The organism is Sorangium sp. So ce887 (genome assembly GCF_051521455.1).
Taxonomy (GTDB): Bacteria; Myxococcota_A; Polyangia; order Polyangiales; family Polyangiaceae; genus Sorangium.
The window spans coordinates 7,765,804-7,788,896 of the sequence record NZ_CP150354.1; the positions used below are offsets into that span (position 1 = coordinate 7,765,804).

The 23,093-nt window shown below is 71.4% G+C and carries 20 protein-coding genes; 7 read left to right on the forward strand and 13 right to left on the reverse strand.

The genetic code is table 11. The features are described from left to right. Positions 1-14: 14 nt before the first annotated feature. Together holA and WMF36_RS28715 are read right to left on the reverse strand one after the other, a co-directional pair. Positions 15-1,067, reverse strand: coding sequence for a DNA polymerase III subunit delta (holA, locus tag WMF36_RS28710; RefSeq protein WP_437573953.1), 1,053 nt, complete (start codon positions 1,065-1,067; stop codon positions 15-17). A gap of 95 nt (positions 1,068-1,162) precedes the next feature. Next, the gene (locus WMF36_RS28715) at positions 1,163-1,684 is read right to left on the reverse strand and encodes a hypothetical protein (protein WP_437573954.1); all 522 of its coding nucleotides are present in this window, start codon (positions 1,682-1,684) and stop codon (positions 1,163-1,165) included. A gap of 170 nt (positions 1,685-1,854) precedes the next feature. Here WMF36_RS28715 and WMF36_RS28720 point away from each other — a divergent pair, with 170 nt between their 5' ends. Beyond that, positions 1,855-3,111, forward strand: a complete 1,257-nt coding sequence (locus WMF36_RS28720) for an SLC13 family permease (protein ID WP_437573955.1) — start codon at positions 1,855-1,857, stop codon at positions 3,109-3,111. Positions 3,112-3,148: 37 nt separating this feature from the next. Here WMF36_RS28720 and WMF36_RS28725 read toward each other — a convergent pair whose 3' ends face one another. Continuing rightward, positions 3,149-3,346 carry a hypothetical protein gene (locus WMF36_RS28725; RefSeq protein WP_437573956.1) on the reverse strand — a complete coding sequence of 66 codons (198 nt, stop codon included), beginning with the start codon at positions 3,344-3,346 and terminating at the stop codon, positions 3,149-3,151. A gap of 290 nt (positions 3,347-3,636) precedes the next feature. On the opposite strand from WMF36_RS28725, the gene WMF36_RS28730 reads away from it, so the two are divergent. Beyond that, positions 3,637-4,398 (forward strand): SDR family oxidoreductase, encoded by a 762-nt coding sequence (locus WMF36_RS28730; protein WP_437573957.1) that lies wholly within the window; start codon positions 3,637-3,639, stop codon positions 4,396-4,398. Positions 4,399-4,419: 21 nt separating this feature from the next. Beyond that, positions 4,420-4,977, forward strand: a complete 558-nt coding sequence (locus WMF36_RS28735; protein WP_437573958.1) for a hypothetical protein — start codon at positions 4,420-4,422, stop codon at positions 4,975-4,977. A 107-nt stretch (positions 4,978-5,084) separates the two neighbouring features. On the opposite strand, the gene WMF36_RS28740 is transcribed toward WMF36_RS28735, so the two are convergent. The 3 genes from WMF36_RS28740 to WMF36_RS28750 form a co-directional block, all read right to left on the reverse strand. Then, positions 5,085-6,254 carry a hypothetical protein gene (locus tag WMF36_RS28740; RefSeq protein WP_437573959.1) on the reverse strand — a complete coding sequence of 390 codons (1,170 nt, stop codon included), beginning with the start codon at positions 6,252-6,254 and terminating at the stop codon, positions 5,085-5,087. Positions 6,255-6,530: 276 nt separating this feature from the next. Then, positions 6,531-7,505: a ribosomal protein L7/L12 gene (locus WMF36_RS28745; RefSeq protein ID WP_437573960.1), complete on the reverse strand. Its 975-nt coding sequence runs from the start codon at positions 7,503-7,505 to the stop codon at positions 6,531-6,533. Positions 7,506-7,508: 3 nt separating this feature from the next. Beyond that, complete coding sequence (locus WMF36_RS28750) at positions 7,509-8,528, reverse strand: radical SAM protein (RefSeq protein ID WP_437573961.1); 1,020 nt, start codon at positions 8,526-8,528, stop codon at positions 7,509-7,511. 48 nt (positions 8,529-8,576) lie between these two features. On the opposite strand from WMF36_RS28750, the gene WMF36_RS28755 reads away from it, so the two are divergent. Then, positions 8,577-10,358, forward strand: a complete 1,782-nt coding sequence (locus WMF36_RS28755) for an adenylate/guanylate cyclase domain-containing protein (protein ID WP_437573962.1) — start codon at positions 8,577-8,579, stop codon at positions 10,356-10,358. Positions 10,359-10,406: 48 nt separating this feature from the next. Here WMF36_RS28755 and WMF36_RS28760 read toward each other — a convergent pair whose 3' ends face one another. The 7 genes from WMF36_RS28760 to WMF36_RS28790 all read right to left on the reverse strand — a co-directional run bounded on the left by WMF36_RS28760 (position 10,407) and on the right by WMF36_RS28790 (position 19,774). Beyond that, positions 10,407-11,189 (reverse strand): hypothetical protein, encoded by a 783-nt coding sequence (locus tag WMF36_RS28760; protein ID WP_437573963.1) that lies wholly within the window; start codon positions 11,187-11,189, stop codon positions 10,407-10,409. A gap of 370 nt (positions 11,190-11,559) precedes the next feature. Beyond that, positions 11,560-12,402 (reverse strand): CPBP family glutamic-type intramembrane protease, encoded by an 843-nt coding sequence (locus WMF36_RS28765; RefSeq protein ID WP_437573964.1) that lies wholly within the window; start codon positions 12,400-12,402, stop codon positions 11,560-11,562. A gap of 230 nt (positions 12,403-12,632) precedes the next feature. Continuing rightward, positions 12,633-13,604, reverse strand: a complete 972-nt coding sequence (locus WMF36_RS28770) for an OmpA family protein (RefSeq protein ID WP_437573965.1) — start codon at positions 13,602-13,604, stop codon at positions 12,633-12,635. Between the two features lie 17 nt (positions 13,605-13,621). Further along, positions 13,622-13,966, reverse strand: coding sequence for a DUF4398 domain-containing protein (locus WMF36_RS28775; RefSeq protein ID WP_437573966.1), 345 nt, complete (start codon positions 13,964-13,966; stop codon positions 13,622-13,624). 257 nt (positions 13,967-14,223) lie between these two features. Then, complete coding sequence (locus tag WMF36_RS28780) at positions 14,224-16,218, reverse strand: DEAD/DEAH box helicase (protein WP_437573967.1); 1,995 nt, start codon at positions 16,216-16,218, stop codon at positions 14,224-14,226. A 266-nt stretch (positions 16,219-16,484) separates the two neighbouring features. Further along, complete coding sequence (locus WMF36_RS28785; protein WP_437573968.1) at positions 16,485-18,437, reverse strand: glycoside hydrolase family 9 protein; 1,953 nt, start codon at positions 18,435-18,437, stop codon at positions 16,485-16,487. A 437-nt stretch (positions 18,438-18,874) separates the two neighbouring features. After that, the gene (locus WMF36_RS28790; RefSeq protein ID WP_437573969.1) at positions 18,875-19,774 is read right to left on the reverse strand and encodes a 1,4-dihydroxy-2-naphthoyl-CoA synthase; all 900 of its coding nucleotides are present in this window, start codon (positions 19,772-19,774) and stop codon (positions 18,875-18,877) included. A gap of 344 nt (positions 19,775-20,118) precedes the next feature. Between WMF36_RS28790 and WMF36_RS28795 the strand changes: the two genes are divergently transcribed. From WMF36_RS28795 to WMF36_RS28805, 3 genes are all read left to right on the forward strand, one after another. Then, positions 20,119-21,291 carry a PAS domain-containing protein gene (locus tag WMF36_RS28795; protein WP_437573970.1) on the forward strand — a complete coding sequence of 391 codons (1,173 nt, stop codon included), beginning with the start codon at positions 20,119-20,121 and terminating at the stop codon, positions 21,289-21,291. Between the two features lie 177 nt (positions 21,292-21,468). Further along, entirely contained in the window at positions 21,469-22,494 is a 1,026-nt protein-coding gene (locus WMF36_RS28800; protein WP_437573971.1) for a fibrinogen-like YCDxxxxGGGW domain-containing protein, read from the forward strand. Between the two features lie 96 nt (positions 22,495-22,590). Continuing rightward, positions 22,591-23,085 (forward strand): hypothetical protein, encoded by a 495-nt coding sequence (locus tag WMF36_RS28805; protein WP_437573972.1) that lies wholly within the window; start codon positions 22,591-22,593, stop codon positions 23,083-23,085. Positions 23,086-23,093: the final 8 nt, after the last annotated feature.

The following is a 23,093-nucleotide window of genomic DNA, read 5'->3' on the forward strand; positions in this document are numbered from 1 at the left end:
CCGCGCTCTCCCGCTCAGCGCGAGCACATCTCGATCAGCATCGTCTCCAGCACCGCCTGCGCCGGGCGGCGGCTGCTCTTCAGCGCGAGATCGGTCTCGGCGAGCATGCGCATCCAGCCGGCGAGCGCGCCCTTCGGGAGCTGGCGGATCGACTGCGCCACGTCGTTCGCCTTGAAGGGGGCCACGCCCGCGCGCTGCGCGGCCTCGGCCTGGCTCGCGCCCGTGGCGAGCGCCGACTCGAACTTCACCATCTGGCGGACCGACCACGAGACCGCCCCGAGCAGGCGCAGCCCTCCGTCGCGGGGGTCGTACGCGTCGGCGAGCGCCGCGAGCGCGCGGTCGAGCCGCCGCCGCCCCAGCGCGTCGATGAGCTCCCAGACCGTGCTCTGCCGGACCCGGATGACCACCTGCGCGATCGCGTCCTCGGTGATCGGCTGCTTCGGCCCGACGTACAGCGAGAGCCGCTCGATCGCGTCGACCACGTAGCCGAGCTCGGGCCCGGCGAGCTCGGCGAGCTGGTCGGCCACGTCGCTCGAGATCGGGTTGCCCTTGTCGCGGGCCATCGACGTGATGAAGCCGGGCAGAGCGCGGCGGTTCAGGGGCTCGCACGCGACGAGGAAGTCGCCCTTCTTCGCGGACGTGACGAGGCGGCGCTGGCCGTGGAGCTTCGCCGCGACGAGGACGAGGACCGCGCTCGGCGAGGGCGCCTTGGCGTACTCGGCGAGCGCGTCGAGCGGGCTCAGCTGCTTCGACGCGCCCCGCTTGCCGCCCGCGCCGCCGCGCTCGTCGTCCCCCTCGCCGTCGTCGCCGTCGTCCTTCTTCTCCCAGCGCTCGACGCCGCGGACCATCACGAAGCGGCGCGGGCCCATCATCGGGAGCATGCGCGCGGCGCCGAGGACCGACTCGATCGGCGCGTCGCCCGCGGTGAACTTGTCCTCGTTGAAGCCGGCGACGCCCCCCTTGGACGCCGCTTCCCGGATCGCGCTCACCACGCGATCGACAAGCCAGCGCTCCTCCCCCATCACGAGGTAGACCGGGCGAAGGGCGCCGGTCGTCGCTTCCTTCAAGGCTTGGTCGGGCGTCACCGCTCCGGCATCGGGCGTTCAGGCGGGTGCGTCAAGGGCGACGCGCGGGGTCACAGCCCCGGCGGGCTCGGCGCCCGTCACGGCAGCGAGAACGGGACGTCCACGCGCACGCTCGCTCCGGGCGGCGCGACGGCGACCGGCGGGAGCGCGGTGACCAGGCAGGCCGTGATCTCGGGGCGCGAGGTCTCGCGATCCTCGAGGATGCCGCGCGCGATCTGCCGGCCCTGCGCGTCGAACGTCAGGTTGAAGACGTACTTCACCCCGCGCGGCGCAGGCTGCGCCGCGATCGCCGGCCTGTAGCAGCGCTCGACCAGGGCCGGGCGGTGCGCGTCGAGCGCCCGCGCGGCCTGCCTCGCGACCTCCTCGCGCGGCACGCTCGACGCGCGCTGCGGCGCCGGCGCGCCCTCTCCGGACGCGCGGGCGCGCTCCGCCGGCCCGGCGGAGGACCCCGGCCCGGCGCGCTCCGCGGCCGTGTCCCCGGCGGAGCGCGCGTCCGGGGCGACGGCGGCCGGGCCGTGGCGCAGGCCGAGGTAGACCGCGGCGGCGATCAGGGCGCTGCCGAGGAGGATCGCGGTGGGGGTCGAGAGCTGCCTGCCCATGCCTTGGCGTTCCCGCGGAGCCCGGGAGAGCGCCCCCGCGGACCCCGGGAGAGCGCCCCGCCCGCGCCCGTGCGAGGCCGTCGCTGCTTACCCGGAATGCGCGCCGGCGGCGAGACCGCTGCGTCGCCTCCGTTTGACAGCCGCGCGCCCGACCGCTCAGATGCCGCGCCGTGTGGTCCGTCCTGCTCGTATTCTCCGCGACGTACCTCCTCATCGCGGCGCGGCGCCTGTCGATCCTGCCCATCGGGCGCCCGGCCGGCGCGCTCGCGGGCGCGTGCGCCATGGTCCTCCTGAGCGCGATCGAGCCCGGCGCCGGCCTGACGCCGCACGAGGCGTTCGCGGCGATCGAGCCGAACACCATCGGCCTCCTGCTCGGCATGATGCTGCTCTCGGCGTCGCTCGACGCGGCCGGGGTGTTCGAGCGCGCCGCCGCGTGGGTCGCGCGGCGGAATCTCTCGCCGGTCCGCCTGCTCTACCTCGTCACGGTGGGCGCCGGGCTCGCCTCGGCGGTGCTGCTGAACGACTCGGTCTGCGTGATGCTGGCGCCGCTCGTCGACCGGACCGCACGGCGCGCGGGGCTCGATCGGGTGCCGTACCTCCTCGCGCTCGCGATGGGCGCCAACGCCGGCAGCGCGCTCACGCTCGCCGGCAACCCGCAGAACATGCTCGTGGGCCACCTCTCCGGCATCTCGTACCGCACGTACCTGCTGGAGGCCGGCCCCGCCGCGCTGATCGGGCTCGCCGTCACGGCCGTGATGCTGCACCTCTTGCTCCGGCGCCGCATCGCGGTCCAGGCGCCCCTGCCCGAGCCCGAGCCCCTGCCCACGCCCGCGCGTACGCCGGACGTTCGGCCGAGCGCCCTCGTGCCGCTCGCGTGCATCGCGGTCGTGTCGGTGCTGTTCGTGCTCGGCGCGAACCTGGCGTGGACGGCGATCGGCGGCGCGACCGCGGCGATCCTGCTGCACCGGCGCGACGCGAACGGGCTGTTCGACAGGGTCTCGTGGACCGTGCTCGTGTTCTTCGGCGCCCTCTTCATCGTCGTGGCGGCCCTCCAGAAGACCGGCATGCCCGAGCAGGCGCTGCGCGCGGCGAGCCCCTACCTCCCCGCGGGGCCGACGCTCGGCCTCCTCGGGCTCGGCATCGCGATGCTCGTCGGGTGCCAGATCGTGTCGAACGTCCCCTTCATCCTGCTCGCGGAGTCGTACATCCGCAGCCAGCCCGATCCCCACATCGCCTGGATCGCGACCGCCCTGGTGTCGACCCTCGCGGGCAACTTCACGCTCCTCGGCTCGGTGGCGAACATCATCGTCGTGGAGACCGTGGGCGCCGAGCGCGAGATCGGCTTTCGCGCCTACGCCAGGGTCGGTGTCCCGGTGACGCTGGCCTCGACCGCCGCGGCGCTCCTCTGGCTCCTCTTCGTGCGCTGAGCCGTACCGCCACCGCGCCCTGGAAGCACCGTGTCAATCACAGCCTGGCCTGGTCGCGCGGCCGCTGGAGCCGATGCCGCACCGCAGCGCGGGCGAGGCGGCGCCGCTCCGGCGACCTGCGCCGCACGTCGAGCCACGCGTGGATCAACGAGATCCCCACGGCAGCACAGAACACGGGTCCCATGGCGAGCATCACGAGAGGGCGCAGGGCCTGTCGCAACGTGCGTCTATTCATGTGGCCCAGCATACGACGCCCAGGGGGCGACCAGTAGCGCGTTGCGTTGAAAAACTTCAATTCTGCTGGTGAAAAGGCGGAGCACCGGCGCAGCAGCACGACAGAACGACGTAAAAATCCTGTATTGCTGGATCTCGGTGGATACCGCAACCGTTGACCTACCTCGGCCCTGTGCGCGCGCGGCGAGCGGCTCCGCGCGCGCAGGGAGGCTCCCGCAGGCGCGCCTGCGCGGTCGATCTCCTTTACAGTGCCGGGCGAACCGCGATCCCCCATCTCCTGGAGAGGCCTGAATGGCGCACGATCTGTCGAAACGAGTTGCCCTTGTCACCGGCGCTTCGCGCGGCCTTGGAGCCGCCATTGCCCGCAGGCTCGCGGCCTCCGGCGCGCGTGTGGCGGTGAACTACTTCGCCGGCCGCGAGGAGGCGGGGCGGGTGGTCGAGGAGATCCGCCGGGGCGGCGGCGAGGCCGAGGCGTTCCAGGCCGACGTGCGCGAAGAGCAGGAGGTCGCCCGCCTCGTGGACGGGGTGCGGGCGCGCTTCGGTCCGATCGAGGTGCTCGTGATCAACGCGACGGGCCCGCAGCCGCACGTCAAGCTGGAGGAGCTGACGTGGCGTCACTGCCTCGACCAGCTCGAGTTCTTCGTGAAGAGCCCGGTCCTCCTCGCGAAGGCGGTGCTCCCCGGGATGAAGGAGCGCCGCGCGGGCCGGATCATCCAGATCGGGTCCGAGGTCTTCGAGCAGGGTGTCCCCGAGTTCTCCAGCTACGTCTCGGCCAAGGGCGCCCAGCTCGGCCTCACGCGCTCGTGGGCGCTGGAGCTCGGCCCGCACGGGATCACCGTCAACCTGGTGGCGCCCGGCTGGGTCCCGGTCGAGCGCCACCTCGGCGAGGGCGCGAACCCTGCGGCCATGCAGTCGTATGCCGCGAGCAACCCGCTCCGGCGCATGGGCACGCCGGACGAGATCGGCGATGCCGTCGCCTTCCTCGCGTCCGACGCCGCCAGGTTCATCACGGGCCAGAAGCTGTCCGTGAACGGCGGCAGGACCCTGGCCTGACCCGGCCCCCGGGAGGACCCCATGAATCGATCTCTTTCTTCCCTCGTTCGACTCGACTCCTTCGCTCGTAAGGCAGCCGCACTCTTCGCCGGGCTCACCCTGATCGCCGCGTCCGGCTGCGCCACAAAGCAATGCACGGAGATGGGCTGCGTCGAAGGCTTCACGATCACCGCGGCGACGGCGGACAAGAGCTGGGCAGCGGGAGAGTACACGCTGGATCTCGAGGTGGATGGCAGCAAGGTGTCGTGCGCCTACAGCTGGACGAACACGCCGCAGCCCGGCGGCGGCGTGTTCGTCCAGTGCAGCCCGACCGTATCCGTCTCGATCCAGCCCGTGACACGATGCACCGAGAGGTCGGACCGCGACTCCGTATCGCAATCCTGCGTCCCGATCCCCGGGCAGTTCACGCAGCTGCTCGCGATCCAGGGCACGCCGGCGCGCGTCGACGTCGTGGCGCGGCGGGACGGCGCCGCCCTCGGAGAGCGGAGCTTCACCCCCGGGTACCAGACCTCGTACCCGAACGGCAAAGACTGCAGTCCTGGGTGCCGACAGGCCACGCAGGACTGGGAGCTCCCGTAGCCGTCTCCTCCGACGAGCCGCCGCGCCGGCCCTCCCGCGGGCCAATCCGCGAGGGCCGCGGCGCTCGGCGGCGCCCGAGATGCCGAGCAGCGCCCGCGGAGCGCGCCTCAGCGGCGGCAGCCGATGCGCTCGGTCGCGATGACGACATCGTCGTACAGGATCGTGTGCGCGTCGGAGACGGTGAGGCCGCGCTCCTCCATCTCCGCCCGCCGGCGGGCGTCGGAGTCGCGCTCGTAGTACGCGTCGAGCATGAAGCTCTTGAAGCGCACGTCCTCGCTCGATCGGAAGTCGAAGCCCCCGAACGGCTCGGGCGGCGTGCACGCGCTGAACTCGCACCCTCCCGTGTGGAACTGGGCGCGGAGCCAGGTGCCGTCGGGGTACCCGGGGCGGTAATCGCCGATCGGCGCGCCGTCGATCCAGAACGCGAGCGCGCCGTCGCTCTCGCCCACCGTGTTCGCGCGCGCATGCATCTCGATGCAGAACCAGCGGTCGCGCGGGAACGACGCTTGTCCCGGCGGCTCGAAGACGTTTCCGTAGTAATACGTGGTCCCCTGATCGCCGGCGCATCCGGGCGTGGCGGTCCCGTCGTTACAGCGGCCGGAGCGCATCTTGTACCAGTAGGCGTAGAAGTTGAAGACGTCGTCGGTGTTCGTGTCGAAGTCGAACCAGAAACCTTCGTCTCCGGCCGGCACCGTGTTCGCGAGGCCGCTCCAGTCCCATTCTTCGGTGCCCGCCGCCATGCGCACCCAGTGGTGCGGGTTCGGGGCGAGCTCGGGGAAGCGCGCGTGAAAGCGCCAGTAGATCGCGTCGACGCGCTCGTGGGTGACCCACGTGGACGACGAGATGTACATGTCCTCCGCGAGGTCGGCCGTGGTCACGGTCGAGCGGAGGTAGCCCTGTCCCCCGTGGGCGGTGGCCGGATCGGCCTCGATGTGCAGGGTGCGCGTGTCGGCGGCGGGCCCGTCCCAGCGCCCCCACCCTGCCTCGAAGTCGTCGTGGAAGAGCACGGCCGGGTCGCCGCGGATCCCCTCGTCGCCCGGGTAGCGCGCGCTCAGCGTGCCCGTCGGCGACACCGAAGCGTCCTCGTCGTCGCCCCCGCCGCCGTCCGTGGGCGGCGACACACCGCCGTCCATGGACGGCGGCGAGCCGCCCGCCGGTGCTCCCCCATCGCCGGTGGCGCTCGACGGGTCGCCGCAGCCCGCGAGGACCACCGCGAGCGCCGCCAGGGTAGATTGAAAATGGTCGCTCATCGTTCCACGCTCCAGAGGGTTCTTCATCCTTCCACGCTACCTGCTCCAGCACATGAGCGCCCGAACGAGCGCCCCTGTCCGTGACGCGCGCATTGCCCGGCCGGCGAGCGCCTCCTGAGAGCGCCAGTCCTCCCCCGCTGAGGAATCCCCTCAGATTTTCGGAAAATTCACAGGGAGGCGGGGAGGCGGGGAGTAAAATCTCAGAAAAACTCCCCGCCTCCCCGCCTCCCTGTTCAATTTCCCGCTGTATACGGGCACGAAATGAGGGGATTCCCCAGCTCCCCCTCCCGTCCCGCGATCCCCTCAGCGCCGCGCCGGCACCACCGCCTCGGCGTCGCACCCGGCCTGCCGCAGCAGGTCGGCTGCGCGCCGCGCGTGCTCCTCGGTCACGTCGACGAGGATCTCCCGCGGCAGCCCCTCGAGGGCGGCCTTCACCTCGTCGAGGTCGCAGCCGACGGCCTGTCGCACCGCCTTCATCGCCGCGATCCGGTCCGGGCCGATCTGCCAGAGGATCACGTGGAACGGGCCCCAGGGGTTCGGCCGCGCCCGCAGCCGGGCGAACGGATCGGCCACGCCGTGCGGGCACTCCGTCACGCGCACGGTGAGGCGCATGCCGTGCTCGCGCGCCAGACGCCGCACGCCCTGCACGCCCTCGACGAGGTCGGCGAAGACGGCGGACAGGTGCCGCGAGCGCCATCCGTCGCCGTGCCACGCGGGCGCGATCGGCGGCCGGCTGTCGTGCTCGCGGGGAGCCGTCCAGGCGGGGAGCTCGGCGGTGACGCGCTGCTCGAACGCGTCGAGCCGCTCGGCCGCCCCGGGGTCGTCCCAGCGCACGTCCGCGGGCCAGTAGCTGAACTCGACGGCCAGCTCCTCGTGGGCGTGATCGAGCTCCGTCTCGACGCGGCCGCCCTTCGCGTAGAACAGCGCTCCGAAGACCGGCGGCATCGTCACCGTGTACGGCGCGTGGACGATGACCTGATGGCCCGCCGCGATCGCCGCGGGCGAGGGCCCGTACTGGGGCCAGTCGTCGCCGTCGCCTCCGTGGTTGTCCGCGCGCAGGCCCTCGCGCTGCGCAAAGGCCTCGAGCGGCGAGTCTCCCTCGGGCGCAGCGGCCGCCGGCGCCGCGTCGCGCGCGCCGAGCCAGGCAGAGTGGGCGTCACAGACCTCCTGCACGAGCCGCGCGACCTCCTCGGCCGTGGCGGCGTCACGGAAGGAGCCGACGATGGTGTAGCTGCCGCTGTTGTTGCTGGCGAAGGCGTTGAAGAGGCGGATTCTCATGGTTCAACCTGCGAGAGGAAGGCTCCGCGGCCCGGCATCGAGGCCGAACCCGGCGGCCCGGGCGCAGCCGGGGTCGCGCGCCGGGGCGGCGAGGGAGGCGCGCTCCTGCTCCCAGACGCGGAGCACCTCGGCGGCCGTCGCGACAGGGAACGAGGCTTGGTGAAAGCTGCACGGCGCGAGCCGCCCGTCGCTCGTCAGGACGATGAACTCGCGTCCTGCCGGGCACGGGCCCGGCGCGAAGAGGCGCGGGACGGCCTCCATCCGCTCGCCCCAGCAGACATCGAGCTTGAGCGTCATGCGCCCTTCCAGCGCGCGGCCGAGCGCCCGGACGCGCCGCGCGAGGTCCCCGGCCTGGGCGGGAGAGAGGTGGAGCGCGCGATCGCGGCCGTTGTACGAGAGGAGCAGCACGTCGCGGCAGCCGCGCTCCAGCAGATCGAAGACGAGCTCTTCCATCCGCGCGAGGCGCGCCGGCGTCACGAGCCAGTTGACGCCGAAGCGGGCGCGGCGCGCGGCGAGGCGGGCGATGACGGGGCGGTGGTCGACGTCGTCGTACACGGAGAGGCGGATCTGCCCGACGTGCGGGACGAGCGCGGCGAGGAGCCGATCGGTGAGCCCGGTGCCGTTCGTGGTGAGGCTGACGGCGAGCACGGTCTCCTCGTCGAGGCGCCGGACCAGATCGGCGAAGCCCTTGAAGACGAGCGGCTCGCCGCCCCCGAAGGCCACCTCGAGCGCGCCCGCACGGCAGAGGTCGCGGAGCATGGCGAAGGCGTCGCCCGCGGTCCAGACGCTGTCGGCCCCGGCGTCGCGCGAGCAGAAGGAACAGGCAAGATTGCAGGCGTTCGTGATGGCGAACTGGACGACCCGCGGAGCGCGCATGCGCAGGTGAGCCGTCTCGGGGCCATCGCATAGCGCCGTGAGGCCGGAGCGCCGCTCGAACAGCAGGAGAGCGCCGTCGAGCGGGAACCGGCGGAGGTGGGCAAGCGCCGGCGGGACGGCGATGGCGTCTTCGGGGCGCTGGTCCATGCGAAGCAGCATACCGAATGAGGGTCTACAGGAGGGGAGCTCCCGCCCGTGCAGCTCGGCCGGCTCTGGCAGCGCGGGGTCGATGCCGCCGAGAGCTATCCACTGCGGGTGGACTTTGCTCTGATGCGGGTCTTCATGTTCCGCCTCCGCACCGTTCGCGCGAAGCTCATCGTCCTCGTCGCGCTCTCCTCGCTCGCGACGCTCGCGGCCCTCCCCGTGCTGTCGTGGGTGATGCACCGGCAGCTCATCGCGCAGATCAGCGAGCGCGTCCCGCAGGCGATCCGCAACTTCCGGCTGGAGCTCAGGCAGCAGCAGCGCGCCATCGCGACGAGCTCGCGCCAGGCGTCTCGTACGCGCGAGCTCGTCGAGGGGCTTCGGCTGTGGAACGAGGCGGCCGTGGGAACGGCGCTCGAGGCCGTCATCGACGCTCATCCGAACGTCGCCATCGCCGCCTTCGACGAGCTCGGCGATCTCGTCGCGGCGAGGGGGTTCGACGCGCCGCCGCCGAGCACGGACGAGGTCCCCGGGCTCGCGGAGGGCCTCTCGGGCCTCGATGAGATGGAAGACCTGCGGGACGTGCTCGTCCACGGGTGCGATGGACAGCGCGGCTCGCCGCCGGCGTATCTGGTCGCCCAGCGCGCGCGGAGCGACGCCGGATCGCTGCTCGCCTGCATCCCCATCGATCCCACGTACTTCAGCGAGGTGGCGACGAAGCTCGGCGTGGAGATCGCGCTCGTCGAGCCGTCCGGCAAGAGGATCACGGGCACGGCACGTTTCCCGACCGAGCTGCTCCAGGGCGCCGTCATCGGCGACGAGACCCACCCCACGATCGTCGAGGACGCGAGCTCGCTGTGGGCCCTCTCCCGCTTCGCCCCCCGATCGCTGCGCGGCAAGGTCGGTGATTTCTCGATCGTCATGGCGCTCGACGTGAGCGACGTCCGGAAGATCGTGCGCCAGAACCTGACCTTCGCGGCCGGCGTGCTCACCTTCACGGCGATCGTCGCGCTGATCCTCGGCGCGCGCCTCGCGACCACGATGTCGCGCGCGCTCTCGCGCGTGAACGTCGCCCTCAAGCAGCTCGAGCACCAGCATTACGTCCACGTGGAGGCGTTGAAGACCGGAGACGAGCTGGAGGATCTGGCGACCGGCTTCAACTCGATGGTCGACGGCCTCAAGGAGCGCGACAAGCTCCGCAGCACCTTCGGCAAGTACATGACCGAGGCCGTGCTCGAGCACCTGCTCGCCGGCAAAGTGCAGCTCGGCGGCGAGACGCTCACCGTCTCGATCCTCTTCTGCGATATCCGGAGCTTCACGACGATCAGCGAGAAGATGAACGCCCAGGAGCTCGTGGGGCTCCTGAACGAGTACTTCACCGAGATGGTGGCCATCATCCTCGACGAGGGCGGGGTCGTCGACAAGTACATCGGCGACGCGATCATGGCGGTCTTCGGCGCGCCCGTCCCCAAGCCGAACGACGCCGTGCGCGCCGTGCGCGCGGCCCTCCGCATGCGCGCGGCGCTCGAGCGCTTCAACGGGCGCCTCGCCGCGCGGGGCATCCCGGATCTCAAGACCGGTGTCGGGATCCACACCGGCGAGGTCGTCGCGGGCAACATCGGGTCTGAAGCGCGCATGGAGTACACCGTCATCGGCGACGCCGTGAACCTCGCCTCGCGCCTGGAGAACGCGACAAAGGAGCTCGGCGTGAGCGTGCTCCTCAGCGAGGAGACTCACCAGCTCGTGAAGGAGGTCTTCAACACCCGTCCCGTCAGCGAGATCACGGTCAAAGGCCGGGTGCAGCCGGTGATGACCTACGCGGTGGCGGACCTCTGAGGAACCTCGACGCCGCTGCCGGTGCAGGGCAGCGCGAAGCTTGAAGAACTAAGGAGCCAGGAACACCGTCGCGGCGCCCTTCTGCATCTTGCCGTAGGGATCCCTGCACTTGTCGTAAGCGCCGTCGTCGAGCTCCCGGCTGCAGACGTCATCGCAGTCCCCGAGCACCTCGATGGGGGAGCAGCCCTGGAGGGAGGGCCCGCACACCCGCGGGATCTGCGACGCGCCGGGCGCGACGCAGGCATAGAGCTTCTGCGGGCTCGCGAAGATGTCCCCGAAATAGGCGCCCTCGCGCTCGGTGTAATCCGAGCGCTCCTCACTCGTGCTCGCGAGCGCCTTGTCTTTCCCCCGGACCGAGATCATGACGCTCTGGCCGAGGTAGTTGACCCGGGAGATCACGCACGCGGACACCCAGGCCTTGCAGCTCTCGCCGCACTCGCCGTCGTCCTCGCCCCACGCGGGCGCGAGGCCAACCGAGCCCGCGAAGGAGTAGTCGACGCCCTCGATGTTCAGGCCGATGGCCTCCCCCTCGGGGAGCGCGCAGCTCACGATGGCGGACAGCAGCATGCGGCCCAGCGGATCCGAGAGCTCCTCCATGACAAGCCCGTTGAACGTCAGCCCGTTGAACGTCAATCCGTTGAACGTCAGCCCGTTGAACGTCAACCCGTTGAACGTCAGCCCGTTGAACGTCAGCCCGTTCCCCATGAGCGCGGCCTGCCGGTCCGCACCGATGGGCTCGTCAGCCGTATCCTCCGGGAGCACAGCACAGCCAATTTGCACGAGGGATGCCGCGGTGGCGATGACGAGCGCGAGTCGTGGCGACTTTGTCATGATGCTTAACAATTACCTGTCCCGCGCGGGTGTTCAAATTTTTTCTTTCGAGGGCAATGCGCGCTTTTGTGCGTTCTCGAGCCTGCACCCATCGCCCACGACCCCCTGGAAGGCGCAGCGGGGCACGCTCTCCACCGCGACGTCGTGCAGAGTTGAACGATGGAGCATTCACAGAGCGATCGGTTCGATAAACTTACCGTCGCGCTGGAACAAGGGCGGCTCTCATTGCCAGCCGGTCGCCGCTCGCAGGCATTGGCGCCCGCATGCGCGTCCTCGACGTGGGCTGCGGTCGCGGGGCCGCCAGTTCGTCCGTGAGGTGCTCCCCTGGCGGCGAGGAGGAGGTCTCCATCGCGGAGGCCACGGGGCGTCGCTATAGACGCCCTTGGTGCCACAGGGAGAGGAGGTCCATCGATGTCGCGACGGCGATATGGATCGCGCAGCCGCCCCAGATGGAGTCGCTCTTCAGGCTCACGGTGCCGAGGATGAACCCGGCGATCACCGAGCCGAGCGCCTCGGGCAACGGCTTGCCGAAGTGGATCATCGCGTAAGGCACCATCATGGCGAAGATCGAGGCGTAGCCGAGCGCACGGCGGACGCCGTGGATGAAGAAGCCGCGATAGAAGAACTCGAGCGCGACGAACTGCGCGGCGTAGAGGGCCTCCCATGCCCAGAACCACGGCCACAGGTCCTCGCCCCGCCCGAGCTTGTAATAGGGGTACTTCGCCTGGAAGGCCGGCGAGAGCGACGCGACGTAGAGGATCGGCGCCATGACCGCGAAGAAGAAGGCATAGACGGACATGTGCCGGGCCGTCCCGCGGACGCGCAGGCCGAGGCTCGTGATCGGCACCCGCAGCACGAAGCGCGCGACGAGGAGGGTCGGGACCAGGTAGCCGGTGAGGCGCCCAGCCGCCCAGACGATCCGCTGGTGAAAGCGACGGTCCGGGGAGGTGTTCAGCGCGTCGTGGAGCCCCGCCGCGGCGTCATCGAGGCCCACGGCGCGCAGGCCCTGGACCATCCAGCGCGTGTCGTTCTCGTTGCCGGCGAACCGGACGAACAGGAGCACGCCGATCACGGTGAGAAAGACGCTCACCATGCGGCGGGTGACCTCGCCCGCCGGCGTGGTGGCCCGGTGGAGCGCCGCCTCGGCGTCGAGCCGGTCGCGCAGATCGATGACGTACTCCTGCCAGATCCCGCGAAAAACACGTCCGATCACGCGCCGTGCTTATCACCGCCGCACCCCCTGGCACAATCCGGCGCGGGGACGATCGCGCTGCGCTTGAGATCACGTACGGGACATGGAGGACCCCGGGAAGCAGCACCGGGGTGCCGATGGTGGCGGGCGGGGGCGGCGGATCCGGGATCCGCGACGGTCTCCCGGCCCAGTGAGGTGAGGGTCGGACCGGAACATGAGGGCCGCCGGCAGGCGCGCGGCCCTCGGCGGCTTCACTGCGCGGAGGTGGGATTGACGATGATCTCGACGCGCCGGTTGTTGGCGCGGCCCTCGGCGCTCGAGTTCTCCGCCACGGCGCGATCCGGCCCGTGGCCGACGGTCGAGATCTTGTCCGCGGGCAGACCCACGCTGACGAGGTGGGCCTTCACGGAGTCGGCGCGATCGAGCGAGAGCTTGCGGTTCGCCTGGGCGGAGCCGGTCGAGTCGGTGTGCCCCTCGATCCGCATGGGCGGCGACCCCTGGTCCTTCAGGGTGGTCGCGACCTGGTTGAGCTTCTCCTTGGCGATCGGCAGGAGCTCGGACTTGCCCGAGGCGAAGAGCACCGCGCCGGAGAGCGTGATGACCACGCCGCGCTTCTCCTCCTTCACCGCGGCGATCTCCTTGAGGCTCGCGAGCGCCGCGTTCGCGACGCGCTCGGCCTCGCGCCGCGCCGCCTCGGCCTCCTGGCGCCCCTTCTCGGCCACGGAGCGCGCGCTCTCCGCCTGGGACCGCGCGCTCTCCGCCTGGAGCCGCGCGCTCTCCGCCTGGGCGCGCGCCTGGCGCTCCCGCTCGATCTGCTGCTGGCCGCTCTGCAGCGCGTCCTTCGCGGTGGCGAGCTGCTGCTGCGAGAGCTCCTTGAAATTGTCCTCGGCCGCGGCCTTGTCGCGCTGCGCCTGCTGCAACGCCGCCGCCGCCTCGGCCTCCCGCGCCTTGCGATCGGCGATGTAGGCGAGGTCGCGCGCCTGCTGGGACTCGGCGTCCTCGTTGAACGCCCCCTCGGCGCGGGAGAGCGCCTGCTTCGCCGTGTCGAGCTGGGCGGGCGCGAGGCTCGCCGCGGAGCCCTGGGCCGCGCGCGTGTAGCTGGCGCGGGCGTCGACGAGCTCCTTCGGCGGGATCGCCGCGCTGCACCCCGAGGCCGCAATGAGCGCGGCGCAGAGCGCGAACGACCGGCCCCGCAACGATAGATTCTTCACTCCAGAAGCCATCACCTTCACCTCGCGCATCACTGGACCCCCGCCTGCTTCAGCTTCTCGACCTGCTTCAGCGCCTCCTGCGCCTGGGCCTGCGTGGAGCGCGCCTTGGCGATCGCGAGCGCGAGCTCGGCGTCGGCCTCGGCGCGCTCGAGGAGCCGCAGGGCGGACTCGTTGTCCTCGGCCGCCATCTGCTGCCTGGCCTTGTCGAGCTGCTCGCGGGCGAGCTTGAGGTGGAGGGTGGCCTGGGGATCGGCCTCGGCGCCCACCTCGTCGGCCGCGCGGATGGCGGCCTGGGACGCGGCGAGCTGGTCGTTCGGCGGAGGCACGGTGCCGCCGCAACCGGCGAGGGCGAGGCCGACCAATGCAGCGAGCACTGCGGCCGGGCTCGCAAGACGGCGTATGGCTGGCTTGATGTTGGGGCTTCGGTTCACCCGGCGTTTGTACAACACCTGAGGTCCCCGATAAATCAGGAAACCCCTGCACTTGCTGGCGATTGTCGTTATCGCGCGAGCTCGAGCGCGCGTCGCGGTGCGCCGCGCCGGATCCACGCTCGATCTGCGCTGGATCCGCGCGCGGTCGAGCCACGTGCGTCCGTGTGCGCTCCGACGCCGGGGCGCACGGCCGAGCCCGCCTAGTCGACGTGCATCGAGCTCGCGCGGACGATCCGGATCCGCGCGTCGCGCGCGTCCGGCTGGTTGACCGCGCGCGCGAAATCGGGCGCGGCGGGGGAGGCCACCTCGACGACGGACGCGGTGGAGCCGATCCGGATCGCGCCGATCTGACGGCTCGATACGCCGCCACGGCGGCAAACGAGGGCGAGCAGGCGCCGGGGATCGGCGCCGTGGCGCTCCCCCCAGTTGACCTGGAAAGGCACGAAGGGCAGCCGCGGGGACTGCTCGCCGTCGGCGCGATGCGCGGCGGGACGGCCGCGCGGCGGGCCCTCGGACCACGGCGGCGCGGCGGGGCGGCCGCGCGGCGGGCCCCCGGACCACGGCGGCGCGGCGGGGCGGCCGCGCGGCGGGCCCCCGGACCACGGCGGCGCGGCGGGGCGGCCGCGCGGCGCGAACGCGTCGGACCGCGGCGCGATGGCGGTGACGGGCTGCGGAGCGCAGGGGCCGGTGTGCTTCGCCCGCGCGAGGAGGGCCGCAACGAGCTCGGTCGCGTCCATGTCCGCGAGCAGCCGCGCGGCGAGCTGCTTGAGCCGCGCGTCGGGCGCGGGGCCCGACGGCGCGCGGGGCTCGCGCGCCTCGCGCGCGCCCTCCGCGACCGCGTTGCTCACGCCCTCCGCGACCACGCCGTCCGCGACCGCGTCGTCCGCGACCGCATCGCTCACGCCCTCCGCGATCGCGTCGCCCGCGACCGCATCGCTCTCGCCCTCCGCGACCGCGTCGTCCGCGCCGCCCCGGCGCGCGGCGGCGAGCTCGGCGGCGAGCCGCTCGTCGGCGGCGCGCAGCACGTCCTCCGGCGACGGGGCGGGCCGGAACGTGGCCTCGACGCGCGCGCGACGGAACAGCCTCAGCGCGTGCTCGCGGGCGAACGGCGCGACGAGCAGCACGCTCATCCCCTTGCGGCCCGCCCGCCCGGTGCGGCCGCTCCGGTGCGTGAAGATCTCGGGGTCGCCCGGGGGATCGGCGTGGATGACGCGCCCGACCTCAGGCACGTCGATGCCGCGCGCGGCCACGTCGGTGGCGACGAGGGTGGTGACGGCGCCCGAGCGGAACGCGTCGAGGGTGCGCGTGCGCTCGCGCTGCTCGAGGTCGCCGCTCAGGGCGCGCGCGGGCAGGCCGAGCGCGGTGAGCTTGTCCGCGAGCTCGGCGGCGCCCTCGCGCGTGCGCACGAAGACGAGGGTGCGCTCGCCGGGCGCGAGGAGCAGCAGGTTCACGAGCGCCGCGTCGCGCTCCGACGGCAAGACGAGGTGGGCGACGTGCGCGATGTCGACGTTGGCCGCGCCGGGGCGCGTGCCCTGCACGCTCACCGGGTCCCGCTGGAAGCGGTCGGCGAGCGCGCGGACCTCGCGCGAGAAGGTGGCCGAGACGAGGTGGGTCTGGCGGTCCTCGGGCATCTTGCCGGCGATCGCCTCGAGCTCGTCGCGGAAGCCGAGGTCGAGCATCTGGTCCGCCTCGTCGAGCACGAGGGTGAGGACGCCGCGCGGATCGATGGTCCCGCGCTCCAGGTGGTCGACCATGCGGCCGGGCGTGCCGGCGATGACGAGCGGGTCGCGGCGCAGCGAGCGCGCCTCGGCGCCGAAGCTCGTGCCGCCGGTGACGCAGGCGACGCGCACGCCGATGGCCGAGAGGAGCCAGCTGAGCTCGCCGGCGATCTGCGCGGCGAGCTCGCGCGTCGGCGCGATGATCACCGCGGCCGGGGCGGCGGCGGCCCGGGGCGCGCCGTCGGGCGCGGCCGCGGCGGCGCGCTCGGCGAGGACGCGCTCGAGGCGGGGGGCGAGCGCGAGGCCGATGGCCACGGTCTTTCCTGAGCCGGTCTGCGACGAGACGCGGAGGTCGCGTCCGGCGAGCTCAGGGGCGAGTACGGCCTGTTGAACGGAGGTGAGGGAGGTGAAGCCGCGGTGGGCGAGCGCGCCCGCGAGCGGCGCGGGCAAGGCGTCGAGCATTGATTCTGGATTCATGAAAGCCGCGCAATCTAGCAGAAGCTGGACGGTTGTCGCGGCCAATCGCTCAGTGAGCGCGGCGGGGCCGCGTGCACGACCGGCGCGGCGGGGCCGCGTGCACGACCGGCGCGGCGGGGCCGCGTGCACGACGGGCGCGGCGGGGCCGCGTGTACGACCCGCGCGGTGCGGTCCTTTCCGCGGGCGGCCTGCGGGGCGGGAACGCGTGTGCTGTCGGTGCGGCGGGGATGCGCCGCGCGGTCACGCGACCGCGCGGCGCTTCCAGATCACTGGGCGCTCGCCTTGGCCTTCTCGTCGAGCCAGGCCACCGTCCACGCGAACGGGCTGTTCCAGTTGATGGTGATCTCGTTGACCGACCACGCCTCGATGTCGTCGATGTAGCACTTCTGCGGGACGCACTTCGCGCGCTCCTCCGTCTCGTCGAGCGCCGCTTTCGCCACGTCATCCTCCAGCCCGGAGTTCGGCCCGCCGGACACCGCGCCGGGCGGAGCGGACGGGTACTCGGGGTCGATCTGGGCAGCCCAGAAGCGATGATGCGGGTTCTCGAGCGGGCTCTCGCCGTAGCCGGAGACATAGGACTTGTCCATCGGGTTGCGCCCGAGGAGGTAATCCGCGCCCGACGCCACGCCGTCGAAGTACTTCTGCTCGCCGGTGAAGTCGTGCGCCAGGGCGAGGACCAGCATGTTGTTGAGCACGAACGAGTTCGAGCCCCAGGGATACCCTCTCTGGTCCGCCTTGAAGGGCACCCGGTACCCCTCCGCGCCGATGATCTCGAGGTACTTGTCGGCGAGCGCGACCAGCTGGGTCCGGACCGCCTCGCGCTCCGCCGCGGCGTGCTGGGCCTCGACCACGGCGAGCGAGATGGCGCCCAGCCCGTCGACCTGGCCCCAGGTCATGGCGCTGAACGTGCCGTCCACGCCGATGAGCTCCTCGGTGTACGGCGACGCCGCGAGCTCGGCCTTGTACGCGGCGTCGCCCGTGGTGAGGAAGAGCTCGGCTGCCGCCCAGTAGAACTCGTCGCTCAGCTCGCCATCGCCGTAGGCGCCGCCGCCCACGACCATGCCCTCGTTCGGCATGACCTCCGGGTTCGCCTTCGCCGCGGTCCACGCCCGCTTCGCGGCCTCCAGGCACTTCGCCGAGTACGCGGGGTCGAGCTCGCTCCAGATGCGCGCGGCCTGGGCCGCGGTGGCGGCCAGGTTGAGCGTCGCCGCGGTGCTGACCGGCCGCAGGAATCGCGGCTGCTGATCCTCGTGCGGCGCCAGCGGCAGGCCGGTCCACTCCACGTCGTGGATCTTGTGGTGCACCATGCCCGCGTTGGCGTCGCCCGCGGGCACCTGCATCTTGAGCATGAAGTCGAGCTCCCACCGGGCCTCGTCGAGGATGTCGGGGATCTGGTTCGTGCTCTCGGGGATCTTCAGCTTGCCGTCGCCGAAGTCCCCGGCCGTGGACCCGAGCGCGACGAACCGCTCGTACTGGTTCAGCAGCGTCCAGGCGGAGATACCGCCGTTGACCACGTACTTGCCGTGATCGCCGGCGTCGTACCACCCGCCGGTGACGTCGAGCGAGTACGTGCAGCCGATGCCGTCGGCGCACGGCGCCTCGTCCGGCAGGTGCCCCGCCGGACGGGCATGGCTCGGGCCGACGTACTGCTCCAGGATCTCGATGCCGGAGCGGTTGTGATAAAAATACGCGAGCGCGTCGTACTTCATCTGAGAATAGAGGGTCGGGCTCACGTCGAACGGATGGCTCGACACCTCGCCGACGCGGAGCTTGTAGCCCTCGCCGGCGGTCGTGAAATCGCTGAAGTCGATGGTGTGCACGTGCTCGCCGGAGGCGGCGTCGTCGCCCACGACCCGGGTCGCCCCGCTGTCGACCACCGCGCCGGCTGCGTCGACGAGCTCCCACGCATGCGGCTTGTCCGCCGCGGCGACGACCGTGGCCACCTTGGCGGCGCTCGGGAGATACCCGACCTGATTGACACGGATCAGCTCCGTGCCAGAAGGCGGCACCGTCTCGACCGGCGCCTCGCCACCGGCGCCGCCCGTGCTGCCCGACGCCCCCGCACCCCCTGTGCCGCCCGAGGCCCCCGCACCCCCCGTGCCGCCCGAGGCCCCCTCGCCACCCGCGCCGCCCGAACCGTTCGAGGCGTTGTCGTCGCCGCAGCCAACGGCGGTGAGGCCGCCCACGAGCGCCAGAAGGAGCGACCCTCCCAAGGACAACCATGAGCGCTTCCAACCAGCCGACCTAGAAGCAAAAAGCATAATGAGCATCTCCGGATGAAGTTGACAGCCGTGCAGCAGAGGACGATGCGCACGGAACGTTACGACGGCGCAAACATCAATGGAGCCGGTGTGATTGTCAAGCGCAGACATGCACTCCGGGAGCGGTACGATCACCTGACCTCGTCAACTCGAGATCACGCATCGCGGCGTCATCGAGATCACGCGTTGCGGCGTCGCTGGAGGCGCCGCCACCGTGGACACGTCGCACTCGTACACCAAAGACGAAAATTTACAGGTAAACCCAAACGTTCGGATCGCAGGATCCGCGCCCCGCGCCCGCGATTCTCCCCATATTTCCTGTCTATTTTCGAATCTTTACGCGCGTTCGCCGGCCCCTCCAGGGGGGTCGACCGCGACCCCACGGAGCGGCGCTGTCAGTAGTGCCAGGGAAAGCGCTTGAAATCCGGACGGCGCTTGTCTAGAAAAGCATCCCTGCCTTCCTGAGCCTCGTCCGTACCGTAAGCGAGCCGCGTCGCCTCGCCGGCGAAGAGCTGCTGTCCGACGAGCCCCTCGTCAGGCAGGTTGAAACCGTATTTCAACATCCGCATCGCGGTCGGGCTCTTCGAGTTGATGATCGCCCCCCAGCGCAGCGCCTCGTCCTCGAGCTCGGCGTGAGGGACGACGGCGTTGACCATCCCCATCGCCGCCGCCTGCTCCGCCGTGTAGTCGAGCCCCAGAAAGAAGATCTCCCGCGCCTTCTTCTGGCCGACCTGCCGCGCGAGCAGCGCCGAGCCATAACCGCTGTCGAAGCTCGCCACGTCCGGGTCCGTCTGCTTGAACATCGCGTGCTCTCGGCTCGCCAGCGTCATGTCGCAGACCACGTGGAGGCTGTGGCCGCCGCCGGCCGCCCAGCCGGGCACGACGGCGATGACGACCTTCGGCGTGAACCGGATGAGCCGCTGCACCTCCAGGATGTGGAGTCGACCGAGCCGCGCCGGATCCGCCTGCCCCGCGCTCTCGCCCTCGTACTTGTAACCGTCCTTCCCGCGGATGCGCTGATCGCCGCCGGAGCAGAACGCCCAGCCGCCGTCCTTCGGAGAGGGCCCGTTGCCGGTGATCAGCACACAGCCCACGTCGGAGGTCGTGCGCGCGTGCTCGAGCGCGGTGTACAGCTCATCGACCGTGCGGGGACGAAAGGCATTGCGCACCTCGGGCCGGTTGAACGCAATGCGCACGGTGCCCTGATCCACGGCGCGGTGATAGGTGAGATCCTCGAACGAGAACCCGTCGACCTCGCGCCAGCGCGCCGGGTTGAAAATCGCAGAGACGGTCATGGTCCACTCCTTTGGGCGCGGACCCTACCCGCCTCACCAGGGCCTGGCAACCGCGCCGACACCGACAGTGGGCGCCAGCCAGCGGCGCACACGCACACCCGGCCCCGGCCGCTCCTCGTGGCTCTGGGCGCCTGCAGCGACGCCCTTGACATAAAAATCGATCTCGTGGACAAGCAAGCTTCGACGTACGGGTGGGGTCGACTTCGCGCTGCCTGGACGCGAGCGCCTGCGCGCTCCGGCCAGACGGCGTGAGCAACGTTCACCTGCATCCGGGCAGGGACATCGCAGGAAGCGGGCGGTCGCGACGAGGAGCGCGCGCCGCCGGCACAGGGGAAGATATGGGCTTGAGCCACGAAAAGATGTTCCAGGTGTCGGCGGGGCTCCTGGCTACCGCGGACGCGCACGGCCACTTCCACGATCTGAACCCTGCCTGGGAGCGGACCCTCGGCTGGTCGCTCGACGAGCTCAGGGCCAGGCCGTTCATCGAGTTCGTCCACCCAGGCGACCGGGAGGCCACGCTCGCCGAGGCCGCCGCCCTGTTCGAGGGTCGCACGACATTCCGGTTCGACAATCGCTATGTCTGCAAGGACGGGTCGTACCGGTGGCTCGGCTGGTCCGCCCGTGTGGACATGGATGACCCCCCTTCGGAGCGCCTCATCTATGCCACGGCGCTCGACCTGACGAGCGACCGCGAGCGGACAGAGCAGCTCGCGCAGGTGGCGGAGCTCGCAAAAGTGTACGAGCGGCTGTTCCGGGTCTCGGTGGGCCTGCTCGTGACCCTGGACGTCAACGGGTACTTCCGCCACGCCAACCCGGCCTGGGAGCGCACCCTCGGCTGGTCCCCCGAGGAGATGACCGCAAAGCCGTTCATCGAGTTCGTCCATCCCGACGACCGCGAGGCCACGGTCGCCGAGGCCACCGCCCTCTTCCAGGGCCGCACGACCATCCGTTTCGACAACCGCTACGCGTGCAAGGACGGCTCCTACAAGTGGCTCGCGTGGACCGCGCACCTGGACGCGGCCGAGGATCCGGCGAGCCGCCTCGTCTATGGCACCGCCCACGACGTCACGTCCTACCGGGAGCTGCTCGGAGAGTTCGAGCGGACGCTCGCGCGGCTCCGTGACTCGATGCAGGCGATGTCGACGCCGCTCATCCCGATCACCGATCGCATCGTGGTCATGCCGCTCATCGGTCAGATGGACTCGGAGCGGATCGGCCAGGTGATGTCGGTCGCGCTCGACGGAGTCCAGTCCACCCAGACGCAGATCGTCATCCTCGATGTGACAGGGCTCAAGGAGATCGACACGCGGGTCGCCTCCGCGCTCGTCGACACCGCGAGGGCGCTGCAGCTGCTCGGCGCAAGGACCATCCTGACCGGCATCCGGCCGGCGGTGGCCCAGACGCTCGTCGGGCTCGGGCTCGACCTGGCCGGCGTCATCACAAAGAGCACCCTCCAGAGCGCCATCTCCTTCGCGCTGCAAAGCGGCCAGGCCCCGGCCCGGGCCCTGGCCCTGTAACGGTCGCGCGGCGGCGCCGCGGCCGCGCCGGCTCCGCCCCCCCGCCGCGATCCGCGCGCGGCGGATGCACGCGGCGAGGCGGCTCGTGTATAAGGCCGCGTGGTGCGCGCGCGTGTCCCCGGAGGTCGCATGGTGCTCGGCAGAGGTCCGGTCGCAGGAGCCTGCTGCGCAGCCATCGTGTTGTTCACCGCCGTGCCGGCCTGCTCGACGAAGGTGCGGCGGTTCGAGCAGGAGGGCGCCGGAGGCGACGGGGGCGGCGCCTCGGCGAGCGCCGGCGGGGGCGGCTCGACGGCGAGCGGGGGCGGCTCGACGGCGAGCGGGGGCGGCGGGCGGCCGTGCGAGCCCGGGAGCCAGGACGGCTGTTACGGCGGGCCGCCCGACACGCTGAACCGCGGCGCCTGCCGCGGCGGCGTGAGGACCTGCGACGAGGAGGGAGACGGATACGGCCCGTGCGCCGGAGAGGTGTTGCCGGCGTCCGAGCGCTGCGACACCGCCGAGGACGAGGACTGCGACGGCGTGGCCAACCAGGGGTGCGTCTACCCGAGGTGCGCCGACGTTCCCCCCGGCCTGCCGAGCGGCGTCGTTCTCCTCGATCTGGACGGGCCCGGCCCAGAGCCGGAGTTCCCCGCCTACTGCGATCTGGCGACGGACGGCGGCGGCTGGGCGCTCGTCTACAACAGCGTCGGCTCCGAGGCGGGAGCGACGCTTCCGTTCTGGAACATCCCTTACGCCGAGCGGCTCGGGACCCGGGGAGAGCCGGACACCTCGCAGAACTTCTACCGGGGCTCGCTCTATTTCGTCGGTCGAGAGTACCGCGACGAGATCGAGGATATCGAGGGGACCGTCGAGGAGGCCATGCGCGCGACCGCCGAAGGCATCGACTCGGCGACCATGAAGCTCCTCCGCCCCGCGCACGTCTCGGGGAATGCCGACGTCTACGTCGCGCATTTCCTCTCGGGGTGGTCGTCCCACGACTTCGACGGCGACCCTCACCCGGGGAACTGTGCGCTCGAGTTCCTGAACGTCACCCAGCACTACGCGCAGTGCTGGGAATACAACCTCGGCGCGGACGCGGAGGCGCCGCTCGACGACGGCGGCTGGGGTCCTCACCTCGGGACGCACATCGCGGAGCGGCTCGGGCTCGCCAGCGACGAGACACGCTTCACGCGGGTGCGACGAATCTCTCGCTGGACGCGGTGGTGAGCCGGGCAGCAGGCGCACATCCGCGGATTTGGTGACAATTTCCGGGCGCCTCGGTATGCTGGCCCGGCCATGCGCTTCTATGCACTATGTTTGCTCATGCTCTTCGCGGGCCTCTGCCTGGCGAGCTGCTGGAACAGCGGCGCCTGCGTCGATGGAGACGCGTGCGAGTGCTCCAACGGAGACGAGTGTTACCTCGGCTGCGACGGTGACTTTTGCGACCAGCGCTGCTTCCAGATGGATCGCTGCGGAGCGGTCTGCGAGCACGGGTGCTCGTTCGAGTGCTTCGACGTCAACGAGTGCTCGTCCTCCTGCGGCGACGACTGCGATCTCAACTGCCACAACACCGCGTCGTGCGGGGCCATCTGCGACCGCGGCTGCCGGTACGAGTGCCACGACACGAGCCGGTGCGGCGTCAGCGTCGGGTCGAGCAGCGTCGTGACCTGCCGGAACGTGGGGACCTGCGAGATCGAGTGCCGGGGCTCGTGCCGTGTGTTCTGCGAGAACGTGAGCGGCGAGTGCCGCGTCACCTGCCCCGACGGCGAGGCTCCGGTCCTGTGCACGGACCGCGCGCTCGCGTGCGGCGGATGCTGAGGAGACCG